The 13529-nt window shown below is 57.7% G+C and carries 10 protein-coding genes and 1 pseudogene; 2 read left to right on the forward strand and 9 right to left on the reverse strand.

Annotated elements, in window-relative coordinates; all coding sequences use genetic code 11:
* The 7 genes and pseudogenes from ACLIRY_RS25910 to ACLIRY_RS25940 form a co-directional block, all read right to left on the reverse strand.
* Nucleotides 1–379, reverse strand: a pseudogene (locus ACLIRY_RS25910) (conjugal transfer protein TraI); the annotation flags it as partial.
* Nucleotides 380–616: 237 nt separating this feature from the next.
* Nucleotides 617–1219 (reverse strand): lytic transglycosylase domain-containing protein, encoded by a 603-nt coding sequence (locus tag ACLIRY_RS25915; RefSeq protein WP_413208321.1) that lies wholly within the window; start codon nt 1217–1219, stop codon nt 617–619.
* A complete protein-coding gene (locus tag ACLIRY_RS25920) occupies nt 1207–1704 on the reverse strand; it encodes a S26 family signal peptidase (RefSeq protein ID WP_413208322.1) in 498 nt (165 codons plus the stop codon). The genes ACLIRY_RS25915 and ACLIRY_RS25920 overlap by 13 nt, the downstream gene beginning before the upstream one ends.
* A complete protein-coding gene (locus ACLIRY_RS25925; protein ID WP_413208323.1) occupies nt 1701–1940 on the reverse strand; it encodes a helix-turn-helix transcriptional regulator in 240 nt (79 codons plus the stop codon). The genes ACLIRY_RS25920 and ACLIRY_RS25925 overlap by 4 nt, the downstream gene beginning before the upstream one ends.
* A 169-nt stretch (nt 1941–2109) precedes the next feature.
* A complete protein-coding gene (locus ACLIRY_RS25930) occupies nt 2110–2340 on the reverse strand; it encodes a hypothetical protein (protein ID WP_413208324.1) in 231 nt (76 codons plus the stop codon).
* A gap of 94 nt (nt 2341–2434) precedes the next feature.
* A complete protein-coding gene (locus ACLIRY_RS25935) occupies nt 2435–2773 on the reverse strand; it encodes a DUF736 domain-containing protein (protein WP_413208325.1) in 339 nt (112 codons plus the stop codon).
* A gap of 852 nt (nt 2774–3625) precedes the next feature.
* Complete coding sequence (locus ACLIRY_RS25940) at nt 3626–4318, reverse strand: helix-turn-helix domain-containing protein (protein ID WP_413208326.1); 693 nt, start codon at nt 4316–4318, stop codon at nt 3626–3628.
* Between the two features lie 98 nt (nt 4319–4416).
* Between ACLIRY_RS25940 and ACLIRY_RS25945 the strand changes: the two genes are divergently transcribed.
* Nucleotides 4417–4671 (forward strand): hypothetical protein, encoded by a 255-nt coding sequence (locus ACLIRY_RS25945; protein WP_413208327.1) that lies wholly within the window; start codon nt 4417–4419, stop codon nt 4669–4671.
* Between the two features lie 87 nt (nt 4672–4758).
* On the opposite strand, the gene ACLIRY_RS25950 is transcribed toward ACLIRY_RS25945, so the two are convergent.
* On the reverse strand, nt 4759–5697 hold the full coding sequence (locus ACLIRY_RS25950; protein ID WP_413208328.1) for a diguanylate cyclase domain-containing protein: 939 nt from the start codon (nt 5695–5697) through the stop codon (nt 4759–4761).
* Between the two features lie 3 nt (nt 5698–5700).
* Nucleotides 5701–10608, reverse strand: coding sequence for a PAS domain S-box protein (locus tag ACLIRY_RS25955; RefSeq protein ID WP_413208329.1), 4908 nt, complete (start codon nt 10606–10608; stop codon nt 5701–5703).
* Nucleotides 10609–10899: 291 nt separating this feature from the next.
* Between ACLIRY_RS25955 and ACLIRY_RS25960 the strand changes: the two genes are divergently transcribed.
* Nucleotides 10900–13401 carry an EAL domain-containing protein gene (locus ACLIRY_RS25960; protein ID WP_413208330.1) on the forward strand — a complete coding sequence of 834 codons (2502 nt, stop codon included), beginning with the start codon at nt 10900–10902 and terminating at the stop codon, nt 13399–13401.
* Nucleotides 13402–13529: the final 128 nt, after the last annotated feature.

The raw sequence follows: 13529 nt of genomic DNA on the forward strand, positions 1-13529 counted from the left end.
CGAGGAAGGCCTTGCCGTCCTCCCGGTCCCGCTCGGCGCCGTAGAGCTGGCCCCGCTCCCCCTCCCGGGTCACGCCATCCCGCTGGACATAGCGCAGGTGGGCGCGGGCGGCGGCCATGCCCTTTCCGGCCAGCTTGACGATCCGCGCCTTGACGATAACGCGGCGCCGACGATAGGCGGCGAAGCGGTCCCTTGTGCCCAAGGTGGCCGCCATCGTGCCACCCCGCCCCAGGCGCTTGCCCGAGAAGCCCACCTTCCGCTTCATCCGCCCCCCGGCACGATTGACCGCGGCGAGCAGTTGGTGGGTATAGCGCTTGCCCTTGGGCGATCCCTGGGAGCGGATCATGCCCAGCCTGGGCCGGAAGTCGTCGTCACCCATGGGAGCCTCCAACCGGTTGAGGGAAAACAGGGCGTTGCGGGGAGGCACCCTCCTGGCCCAGGGGCAGCCTCCGGAAAAAGAGACGTGCAGACAGAGAGATAGCCCCCTCCAGGAGGGCGGCCTTTAATCTTGCCCTCCCCTTTTGCCCCCTTTTCCCCTGCGCCCTCCCCCTTTCTCCGGCGACCAAGCATCCCAAGGGCGAACCCGACAAGAGACAGCCACGACAGGGAAATCCGCTCATTTCCGGTCTCCTTTTCGGGTCGTGAGGGGCACGAAAAGAAGGGCGTTTTGCGCACTCTTTTCGTCGTTTCCAGCCCCCTTTTTCGCCGTGGAAAGCGGGAAAAAGAGGCCGCCGGATTGGCCGTTCGGCGCCCTATTTTGATCGACGGAGAGCCTGTTCTGGATGCGTTTCAGGTAGGCTTTCGTTTCCTTGGGCAGGGTCCGTTCGCCCCGCAGATGGGCTGCATATCGGGTGGGACCGGCGTTGTAGGCGGCGAACGCTCCGGGGAAGCCGAAGCGCTCCCGAAGGTCGGCGAGATAGGCCGTTCCCGCCAGGATATTGGCGCGGGGATCGAAGGGATCGGCGTCCAGGTCCAGGCGCTTCGACAGGCTCGCCCAGGTGCCCGGCATGAGCTGCATCAGGCCCCTCGCGCCCCGGCGAGAGACCGCGCTGGAGTCCCCGCCACTCTCGGCGTCGATGACCGCGCGGATCCAAGGTTCGGGAATGCCGAAGCGGGCGGAGGCCTCCGAAACGGCGGCCCGCCAGGGGTCCGGCTCGGCGGAATGGGCGAGTGCAGCAAGCAGCAGGGCCGCAACGATCAGGGGGATCAGCTTGTCCATAGCGGGGCGAGCCTCCCGATCACGAGGGCGCGCGGGACCGGGCCGAAATAGCGGCTGTCGAAGGAATCCGGTGGGGGCAGGAGCAGGAAGATCTCCTCCGCGCCCAGGCTTCGGCAGCCGCTCCAGCGGAACATGGGGCGCCCCGCGCGGTCCCGGACGAGGGCGCGCGCAACCTCCTGTCCGTTGATGAAGAGCGCGCCCTTCCGGGCACAAACGGCGTCTCCGGCAATGGCCGCGACCCGCTTCACCAAGGGCACGCCGAGGGGCAGATAGCCGCGCTCGGCGGCCAGAACCGCGACATCCTCCGGCGGTCGGACGAGTGCCCAATCACCCCGCTCCACCGGCCCCGCGACAACCCAATAGAGGCCGATGGGCGCGCTCGCCGAGGCGTTCCAGACCAGCCAGGGCCGGACCTGTGGCAGGGCGGACAGGCCGAGGAGCGCGACACCTCCGACGGCCAGTCCCAGGGCGACCCGGCGCCTCATGACCGCTCTCCGTCGTCTGCGGTGGAGCCCTTGCCGCGCCCCTCGGACCAGGCGTCCAGGTCGGCGATGTGGTAGCGGACGTAGCGGCCATGCTTGCGGAAGCGGGGGCCGTTGCCGGTCAGGCGCATCTTCTCCAGGGTGCGGGCGGAGAGGCCCAGATAGAAGGCGGCCTGTTGGGTCGAGAGGAAGGGCGAGCCCTTGCGCGCCTCGGCCGCGCGTGTGCCGTGATCGGTCATCCCAAGGTCCTTTCGGTGTCCATCGAAGCGCCGGAGAGCGGTCCGCCAAAGGCGGTGTGTCCGGCGCGGATGGGCAAAGGATGGCGGGCCAGGGCGCGCGTGCTCAGGATCGGAAATGGGGGGTATCGAAAACGATCCCCCCCCCTTGTTGGCGGAAGAAAAGCGGGGCTCAAGGCCCCGCGTCGCCAGCCTTGGACAGGCGCGTCAGGGCCTCTTCCAGCGTCGCGATCTGGCGTTGGGCGGCGAAGCCGCCGCGCAGCGGGCGCGGGAGGGCCCCAAAATCGGAGGGCCGCGCAGCGGATCGGAGATTTTGGGAGGGACCCGCGATCCTTGACGGCCCCGTCAGGCCGGGTGGCACGATGGGACTGTCGAGACGAACAGCCCGTCGGTGCGACCGCACCGACACCGCCTCTTTTCGGGACGGATCGGCTGGATGGGGGACACGGAAAAGGCCCCACCGGATCGCTCCAGCGGGGCCTTTCGGGGTGGGAGGCTCAGCGTTCGCGGGGCTCCCAGAGGGCGAGGTGGGTGGTGCCGTCTTCCTGGGGCGTTTCCAGCTTGACGAGGCGGGCGCGAACCCAGTTGGGACCGAATTCGGGGGCGGCGATCTTCAGGTTCAGGTCGGTCTCGCCGCTGGTCTTGGCGACCTGACTCCATCCGGCGCCGACCTCGTATCGCTGTCCATTACCGGCATAGACGCGATAGTCGGGGGCGTTCTCGGACTGCCGGGAGACGGGGTGGATGATCAGATTGGCGGTGACGTTGAGGGTCTTGAGGATACCGGAGAAGTCGCCGCTGTCCTGCTTGGTGAACGTGCCGAGGGTGATGGCCATGGGGGTGATCCTTCGCTGTTCCTCGCGGGGACCATCCCCGCGATGTCTCCAGCGGGAAGACCGCATAGGCGGGCCGGTTCACCCGCAGCGCAGCGGAGGGCCGGAACACCGTGGAGGACCCGCCCGACGGGGAAATGTGCAGCGCAAGCGACCGCGAGGAGCCGACCGGAGGGAGGCGGGGACATTTCTCCGGACGGGCGGGTTGAACGGACCGGCGCGGGATTTACGCGTGAAAGAGACATGCCGGGATGGACACCGCTCGGAGGAAAAGCCGATGAAGGGATCCCCCTGGCCATTTCGCCGCGAGAGCCACCATGCGGGAGAGCTTGGCGGGACCGGAATTTCCGAAACCGGAGCGGATTTCACGCTCGTCCTCCCCATCAAGTTGACCGAGTCCCGCTGCGCCCTACCCTACCGCCCATGTCGGTTTGGTGATGGGAGTGGTGGAGGTGTGATAGGGATCATTCGTCCAAAAGACAGCCGCGCATGTCCGTCTTCAGGATCGATACCACCGATGTGTCTCAACCCGTCCATGGTCCGAGGCAAGCGGAAGGTAGCCATGGAGGCACCTCCTTTTCTCGCCCAGGAGGCTGGGGTCCCCGGCCTCCTCCGAATGCCTCTCCTTCGCACGCTAGGCTGACGGCCCGTCGTTGATTCAGCCTATCCGTGCCGATGTATTTCCCTTGTTGCGCCAGGACCGGAAGCTCAAAGGGGGGAGACCACGCAGTGGGCTCGATTAGCGGCGGCCTGGCACGCGGGAACACCTCCAACTACACGCGAAAGGAGCCTCGGGTTCCATCGATCAATGCCTTGGCAGTCCCCCCTATCTCTCCAATTCAACTACCTGATGCATCAGAATTTGATCGCTTTGGGCACGACCACATTCTTTGGCTCCTTGCCCATCAAGGCGAGGAAAACATAGCCAATCGATACCGACCACGCTCGCTGATCCTTCCAACGTTCATTCATCAGCTTTGTATCCCGGCGCGCGAAGCAGACCGAATACCCGACCGCCTTCAATCGTTTGATCAAGCTACCGAGGTCATTGTGAACCCCACGCTTTTGCGAGTAACTATAGAGATCGACACAATCCCCGTATTCAAGCAGATAATCGAACAGTTCAGCGACAGTCTCATCTATATCGTCATTGATCCCGAAGCCACCCTGCTGATCAAAGGACCAGATATCGCAAATCTCCGCCAAAAGGGCAAGGTCGACACCCTTACGAGCAATGCTGACGTCCAAAACCAGATTGGTCCGCTTAAAATCCTCGACCTCCTTCTTAAAATCTTCCTCCGACTTGAAATCATGTGGCTTGTTGAAAGTGTCGATATCCTGCAATTCAAACGCTCGGGCCAGGGCTCGGCGGGTATCGACCGAAGCCGAATCGCCGTTCCCTACCCGCTGGATGGTCCTGGCGGTCACACCGCTGATCTCAGCCAGGGTTTCCTGCGTCCAGCCGTGCGCCTCCCTGAGGATTTTGACCAGATGACCAACCTCCGGCAGGGTCATGTTGCGGCTTTCCGTCATCGTCTGCTCATACATTGCTGGTCTCCATGTGGTTGATACGACACGGATCTCATGAACGGTTAAAGCCCAACACGACAGGCACCCGACAGACGACCGACATTGATTTAAGCGACTTGGCATTCGCCTTCGCGGATGCCTTCGTAAAAGATGGTCAGACTCATTTTCTTTCTTTGGTCGCTCTTTCACCCGGCGGCAAGTTGGGCGAGGATAGCCAGGGTCGGGATGGCGACAACCGTCCGGCCGATCAATCCCGGCTACACGGGGCATGGGAGAACTTTCACAAAAGGGATTTTATCTTGAGCCCCCGCAAAAAAAGAAAACCACTCGCCCTCGCCAACGTCCTGATTCCCATTTTCATTGTCCGATGAACGGAGCGAAGGCCTCGGAAAAATGGACAAACCGTTCAGCGTTTTCAGCTCAACTCTCAAGGTCGGAGAGTTATTTCGGCGTCAGCCCTAAAACTCTCCGCTTCGGATGGTGTTACGCCCCTCCCTTTTTGCCTGGTATAGCAAATCATCCGCTGATTTAATCAGGTCCGTCGGGTTCTTATCCTTGGGGACCAAAACCGTGGCCGCTCCAATGCTTACGCTCACGATGGCATCGCCATTGACGCCCTCATGGGGTATAGCCAACATTCGCACTTGCTCTAAAACCGCGGTTGACACGATTGTCGCTCCTTCCATTCCGGTATCCGGCAAGATGCAAGCGAACTCTTCACCTCCATACCGCGCCAAAATATCAGCGGGACGCCGCATGGCTTTTTGCGCGGCTCCAGCCACGGCTACTAGGCAATCATCTCCTTTTTGATGCCCATAGAAATCGTTGTATTTCTTGAAGTGATCAATATCGAACAAGACGATAGATAGGGATTGCTCATATCTCACCGCATGCTTCCATATCTTCACGAGATCTTCGTCAAAACGTCGCCGATTAGCGACACCTGTCAATCCATCTACCAAAGCAAACATTCTGATTGTATCAACATACCGTTTTATTGATAATTGAGTCTGAACGCGGGCTTTCAATATGGTTGGATTGATCGGTTTGTGGATAAAATCCATGGCACCAACCTCTAAACCGCGAACCTCGTCCGCCTCCTTGTTATTCGCCGTGATAAAAATGACGGGTATGCCCGCGGTTCTATTATTAACCTTCAACCGCTCCAGCGTGGCATACCCATCCATATCCGGCATGACCACATCGAGAAGAATTAAGTCGGGCATTACCTCTTCCACCATGGCCAGCGCCTGCTCTCCGGAATTCGCCATGAACATATCGGCATCTTCATGAAGTGCAGCATGAATGATCTGAATATTTAAAGGTTCATCATCAACGATGAGAACCTTCGGTCGTGTGAAGTTATCCGGATTAAAATCCAATGAATTATGAATCATACCTCATAGCCCCCCAATAATTTCACGCAATTTCGACGCGGCGGCGGAAAACTGAAAGGCGCGGATCTGCGCGACAACCTGAGAAAGCTCCTCCTCTTCGCTAACCGTCTGAGATCCTTCCAGAGAATCCAACAGATCCAGCGCTCTCAGATTGTTCTTCTCCAAGAACCCCAGAAGTTCCTCGAGAAGCTGCCTTTTGTCTCCACTCCGTTCGCGAAGCCTTGTTCCCGAGACAGCCGCCGGAGCCGACCGTTTAACACAAGCGGGGACGACTTCATTTTTTAGATAGTCGACACTTCGCTCAAACACTTGGCGCAATTTGATCAACCACGAATCCGAAAACACTTCGACCTCAATATCGGACTCACGTTCACGCAAACCGTCGTAGGCGCGGGAGATTTCGCGCAAGAAGCCACCTGCCCCGACGAGACCCGCAGTTCCCTTGATCTTGTGAAGAATGGCGGCGGTGCCCTCACGATCCCGAGCAGCCACTGTCACCGCCAGATCATCCAAGGATGCACGGGTTTGCTCCTCGAAAACCGGTATCATCCGCGCAACCAGGTCGTGTTTTCCCATAAAACGCAGCAAAATGGTTTCCGTTGGCTCCATATCAAGCTTATCCCCCTCCACCGACGCGGAAGCAAAGTCATCATCCGTTGTCGCCGTTGGCAACGCATGATGATCTTGGGCCGGTCCCTTGGCTGCGGTGAGCGCCAATATCGCGCGAACCGTGAGATCCACGTCAATTGGCTTTCCGACATGGTCATTCATACCGGCGGCCAAGCAAAGGGTACGATCCGCCTGAGAAACATTCGCGGTCATGGCAATGATTGGCAAATCGGCGAAGCGCTGATCCGCCCTGATACACTTAGTCGCCTCGTACCCGTCGATATCAGGCATCTGAACATCCATGAGAACGGCGTCCAAGAGGACGTCGCCGCTCAATACCATCGATACGGCCTCCAGCCCCCCGCTGGCGACAACAACGGTTGCCCCAAGCGCCTCCAAAAGCTCGACACCAACCAATTGATTCATTTCATTGTCTTCAACGAGAAGCACCCGCAATCCCATCAACGGGTTGCCCGTCTCCATTCCGAATGGCTCATCGACCGGTATGTCGGACGAGGGCGCGAACACCATTCTCAAGGCGCTTTCGATCTGCCCCGGCGTTGCGGGTTTGGACAGAACCCGACTGAATGGCGTATCGGATCCCTGCTGGTCCGCACCATGGATTTCGTTCCCAGCAACGGTTACCAGGACAATCTCGGGCACCTTTTCCTGTCCACCCTTCTCGCGGATACACTTCGCAGCGGTGATCCCATCCATTCCCGGAAGATGCCAATCCATGAAGATCATGTCATAAGGGTCTCCGGCTTGGGCCTCCAGAACGTGTTGCACCGCGTCTTCCCCCGACGTGACCCTGTGCACGACGGGTCCATGATACTCAATGATGGCCTGCAGTATATCCGCCGACATGGCGTAATCCTCGACGATCAGGACTTTCCCATGGACCGACAAGGACGACGAAATCGCCCGTTCTTCCGCCAACGGCATCGTGAGGTCGAACCAGAAGCGGCTCCCCACTCCGGGCGTACTTTCAACATTCAGGGTGCCCCCCATCAACTCGATCAGATGTCGGGTAATGGCCAGTCCCAGGCCGGTACCGCCAAATCGACGGGTGGTGGATGCTTCCGCCTGTTGGAACGCATCGAAAATGCGCTGAATTTGATCGGCGGTTATCCCAATCCCCGTGTCCTCGACAGTGACCCGCAGGGTCGCGACAACGTCTGTCCGCGTCAGAAGCTCGATCCGGATAATGACATGGCCTTGTTCCGTGAATTTGACGGCATTGCCCGCAAGATTCAGAAGGATCTGACGAAACCGAAGGCTATCTCCAACCAGTTCCACGGGTAGACCGGGAGACACGTCGAACAGCACCTCGATATTCCGGTTGCTCGTGGCACCGGCAAGAATGATCGACAATTCCCGCAACAGCCGCTCCAGATTGAAAGGCTGCTCGTCGAAACGCAATTCTCCGGCTTCAATTTTGGAAAAATCCAGAATGTCGTTTAGAAGTCCAAGCAAGGTGTCGGCCGCCGTATGGGCCTTGACCACATAGTCCAACTGATGGGGTGTCAGGTCGGTTTTCTGCACCAGGGTCAACAACCCCAAGACCGCGTTCATGGGCGTGCGAATCTCGTGGCTCATATTGGCTAGAAAACGCCCCTTCGCCTTGCTCGCGGCTTCCGCGCCCTGTTTGGCGGCCAAGAGCGCGGCCTCGACTTCCTTCCGCGCCGTGATGTCCTGGGCAACCCCCAAATAGCCTAGGATCGTACCATCCTCATGACGAATGGCGGTCACCACCAACAGGACGGTCAAGCGACCGCCGTCTTGGCGAACATAGGTCCATTCCCTCGCCTCGACACCATCGGTCTCGGAGCGATAGACAAACACGCGGAAGCCCTCTATGCGCTCTCCCGTTTCCTCGGTGAGTTCCCGTCCCCGCTCCTCGACTTCCTCCTGTAAGTGGACGATGGCCGGTGTGCATTTTCCGATCATCTCTTCCGCTTTATAGCCCAGCATTCGCTCGGCTCCCGTATTGAACAGCGTGATAACGCCCTCGGGATCCGTGGCGATGATCGCAAACTCCGACGCGGCTTTCAGAACCCCTTGCAGCAAATCGCGTGTTTGCCGGAGTTCCGCTTCCACGTTTTTTTGATCCGTGACATCGATACGCAAGGCCACATATCGATCAATCGTACCGTCATCCGTGGTGAACGGGACAATGACACTGTCCATCCAGCGGAGGCTTCCATCCCGCGCCCGATTGCACATTTCGCCACGCCAGGACCGCCCCGAACGAATCGTATCCCACATTTCCGTCCAGAACGCCCGGTCATGAACATCCGATTTGAGGACCTGATGGGTCTGGCCAATCAGGTCCTCCCTCGTGTAGCCAATCGCCCGACAGAAATTATCATTGATACTGATGATGCGCCCTTCCTTGTCCGTGATCGAACAGAGGAGTTGCTCGTCAATGGTACGCAGGAGAGATTCGTTCTCATGTAAGGCAGCCGCGAGCTTCTGCCGTCCCTCCGCGATTTCCGAAATGTCATGCACCAGGGCAAAAAAACCCAAAACCTCGCCGTTTTCGACATCGGGAATGTAGTGTGCCAGGGAATGCCGCACACCCACTCCGTCCGGTTTAGGGATCACCCGCTCAAAGACTTGAGGTTCACCACGTAATGCCCCTTCGATGTGAGGACGGTTGGTCTCAAATAGGTCTGGCCCCAACAAAGACTCTATGGTTGTCCCAACCAGGTTATCTGGATTGACACCAAACCATTTCGCATAGGCATGGTTCGCGATCTTGCAGCGATGATTCCGGTCCCAATATCCGATCATGGAGGGGATGGCATCCATGACCCCCTTCAATGTGCGATTCGCGGTATCAAGGTCCTCCGTTCGTTTGGCGACCTGTTCCTCGAGTTCACGATTGAATTCCAATAGGCGATGCTCTTCCGCCTTGCGTTCCGTGACATCGTGCATCAGCTTGGCGATTCCAATGACTCGGCCCTGATCGTCTTGAATGGGGCAGGCCGTCAACGACACATCGATCTCCGATCCATCGCTCGATAGCCGACGCGTATCGAATGCGGTGACCTTCTGTCCCTTAAGTGCTCGCCGAACTATTTCCTCGTGTTCAGTCCGCCGATCAGTCGGAACAAGAAGGGAAGCCAGTTTCTTACCCAGGACATCCCGTGCCTTATGACCGAACAGCTGTTCAGCCGCTGGATTCCAACTGGATATGCCGCCATCCAGATCCTCGCCGACGATGGCATCGCCACTGCTTTCAATGATCGTGAGCAGTCTATCCCGCGCTACCGCGGCTTGACGCCGTCTGGATTGGCCAGCCCCAACAATACCAATCCCCAAAGCCGCGAACACGGTGACCGCCACCCCCTGGAAAAACAGCGTCCAGGGGTCGGTCAAGCGCAGGGAGGGGACGAAAGCGGGGCCAGGAGCGACGGTCAACTTCCAGGTCCGCCCAAACAAGGAATGTGAACTTTCGTCAGTCGGCCCGTCCACCGCAGACCATTCAAATGTAGCCGAGGACGCTAAAAACTGAACAGGCGCGTCAGGATTTCCCATGTCCTCCAAACGGAAAACCAAACGAGACGAGTCCGGCGCTAAATCCTTGAGGACTTCGCCCATATTCAGGACCGCGTAACTCCAGCCAAAGAGCTCCTTGCGACGCAACTCGACCGTTTGGGGGACCGCCGGGGTTTGATAAATCGGCAACAACATCAGGAATGATTGCAGACGGGCGCCCGACACTTGGACCAATGTGATCGGCGCCGTCAACCGAACATCGGCATTGTCGGCGGACGCCTGGGCGGCGCTCCGCCGATTGGATTCGGAAGCGATATCGAGACCAACTGCGGCCCGATTCCGGTCAACCGGCTCGATATATTGGATGATGAACCGCTCGCCATCGTTGGGATTCAGTTCACGAACCGAGAAGTCCGGCCACCCATCCGCCCGAGCCTCCCGCACAAAGGTGTCAACCTGTTCCTGGGGAACCCGACGGATAAAACCAAACCCGTGACACCCAGGAAATTCGTCCGCGAGATCACGGCTACGACTGTATCGCATGAAAGTTTCGCGCGTCAGCTCGTCCTCGCCAGCCCCAATGACCGCGCCACGTGCGCCGCGAAGACCATATTGATAGAGCGTTACCCGGCTCGTGACGGCCTCGAAGAGTAGATCGGCTTCATATGCCATGGCCTTGACGACTTCCTGTTGATTCAGTCCGTGCACGTACCAAGCCAGCGCAGCACTCCCGATCATACCAACCGCCAATACAGTCACCGTCCACACAACAAACCCGACTGCTCTAAAATTTTTCATGACGGCGTCCCCTCTTCGAGGCTCCTCTCCGAAGCCTCCTTTCTTGGATGCCACAAGCGGTAGGCTGGACATCACTGGCGGATAAGATCACACACATTGACAAAATAGGGTAGAAACCATATCATCAAAAGACGGTATTTGCACATCCGAAAGATTATAATTCTTGCAATAACCCACCGTTGAGTGCATGACCCGCATTTCTATTAAAAGCTTTTTTTGCGGCTTTCATAGCCAATATGTTCATGAAGGCGGGTGGCGAAAGGACACCTTTTTTCTGGGGTAAAGCTGACAATGATGAATCACTCTTACGATCCACCAAAAATACTGATCGTTGATGATGCCATGGAAAACATAAGAGCTCTTCATGCGGCTCTTCAGGAAATTGGTGATATTTTCTTCGCTACCAGTGGATACGAGGCGCTTTCCATCATTCTATCTTCAGAACCAGACATAGTACTTCTCGATATATTCATGCCAGAAATTGATGGATATTCAATATGCAAATTAATTAAAGAAAATCCATTAATTAGAGATATACCGGTAATTTTTATTACAGGAAATGATTCCGCCGACGCGGAAATAGAAGCTTTGCGGAGTGGTGGCATCGACTTCTTGCGGAAGCCACTGAATCTTCCTGTTATACAGGCCCGCGTTACGGCGCATCTGACACTGCGTCTACAAACTCGCCGTCTCATGCAGGCTGAAAGCGACCTTGACACCCTGCTGAGTCGACTACCGGCCTTTGTCGCTCTATGGGACGAGGACCTAGTCAATCTTTTCTGCAACGACAAGGAAGGCCGTTGGTTCGATAAAGCAACCGAAGCCATGAAAGGATGTCACCTGCGCGACGTCGTTGGGGAGGCCAATTTCCAGGCCCTGGACAGACCCGTGAACGAGGCATTGAACGGCGCAAGCCCCTGTTTTGACATGTCATTTCACCGCGACAAAGACCTCCCCCTTGTAGCTCAGGTGTCGCTTGTGCATCGTCCTTTGGATAAGGCTGGAAGCGGGTTTCTGATGCTCCTTACCGATATCTCGGACCGCAAGCGCGCGGAAATCGCGCTGCATAACCAAAAGGAGCGGCTGCGTGTGACCCTCAGTTCGATCGGCGATGCGGTCATCGCAACCGATCTGGATGGTCACGTCACCTTCATGAATCCGATCGCCGAGGACTTGACCGGCTGGTTGGAGCATGCCGCGACCGGTCAGACCATCGAAACCATCATGCCCCTGCGCGACGGGATAGACGGTGATCCCTTGCGGAATCCGCTTCGCTGGGCGCTCAAGGAAGGGCGTGTCGTCGCGATGTCGTTGAATTGTGTGCTGCAACGACAGGATGGCCGCTTTATCCATGTCGAGGATTCCGCAGCACCCATCATTGACCACGAGGGTGCTGTGTCCGGCGGCATCATCGTCTTCCACGATGTCAGCGAGGCGCGTGCCATGGCGCTCAAGATGACCCATCTAGCCAATCACGACCCATTGACCGATCTGCCCAATCGTCTACTGCTGCGTGATCGTGGAGAACAGAGTTTGCATGTCGCCGAACGAACGGGGGCCACCGTCGCGCTGATGTCTCTGGACGTCGACGACTTTAAATCCGTAAACAATCTCGCGGGGCACACCGGCGGCGATTTGGCTATTCAGGAGATCGCCAAGCGTTTGACATCGCGCTTACCGCCGACGGCGACCGTAAGCAGGCATGGAAGCGACGAGTTCATCATTCTCGTTCCCGACGTCGGTGGCCTTCCCCAGGTTGAAGCCTTGGCGCTGAACTTGCTCGCGGCATTCGATGAAAATTATGAAATAGATGGAAAGTCCATAGGACTAACCGCAAGCCTTGGAAGTGCTCTATACCCCAACGATAGCGATTCCATGGAAACATTGTATAAACATGCCGACGTCGCCATGTATCGCGCCAAACAGTCGGGAGGAGGTCGTCACTGTTTCTATTCGGAAGAGATCGAGCGAATAGTCGAAGACCGCGTCGGGTTGATCCGCCGCATTCGCAAAGCAGTGCAGGACCAAGCTTTCGAAGTCTACTACCAGCCGAAAATCGATGCCGCCGAAGGTCGGATCGTCGGCGCCGAAGCCCTGGTCCGATGGCGAGCGGAGGATGGCACGTTCATCTCACCTTCGGCTTTCATCCCGGCGGCCGACGAAAGCGGTCTCATAATACCGCTTGGCGAGCAGGTTTTGAAACGAGCCTGCCTGGATGCTCGAGGCTGGCATGATGGCGGTTTTCCCATCAGGGTGGCGATAAATGTATCACCCGTACAGTTTGCTCGCCGAGAGTTTATCGGGGAGCTTGAGCAGACGCTGATGGAAAGCGGTTGCTCGGCAAACTTGATCGAGTTGGAAATCACCGAGGGCGCCTTCATTCAAGACATCAATCATACCAGGGAGGCGATTGCCGCTGTAAAGACGCTGGGTTCGATGATAGCGATTGATGATTTCGGAACAGGCTATTGTAGCTTGGCCTATCTCAAACGCTTCGACATCGACGTTTTGAAGATTGATCAGAGCTTCATTCGCGACATGCTCTGCGACCATTGCGACGCGGCGATCGTCACGGCGATCACCGATATGGCCCGGGCCTTAAAGCTGCGCCTCGTCGCCGAAGGCGTGGAAACGCGAGCCCAGGCCGATGCCTTGCTGGAACAGGGGTGTCGGATAATGCAGGGGTACCTTTACAGCCCGGCTATACCTGCGGATGCCCTGACTGACCTGTTGCACGAAGACCGCCAGGGAGGCGCGAAATGGGGCAATGGACACAAGAACGCGATGACTTAAACCCGGAAAAGTCACCGGGCAGTCGGCTGAGCTTAGAAAGAGTGAATGATAATAGTGAGTTAGGTTATAATGGAGGCTGGGTGAGAAATTACGGGGTGTTTTTCAGGGATGCGGTTTGGCGATCATGG

Source organism: Rhodospirillum sp. A1_3_36, assembly GCF_047263945.1.
Taxonomy (GTDB): domain Bacteria; phylum Pseudomonadota; class Alphaproteobacteria; order Rhodospirillales; family Rhodospirillaceae; genus Rhodospirillum.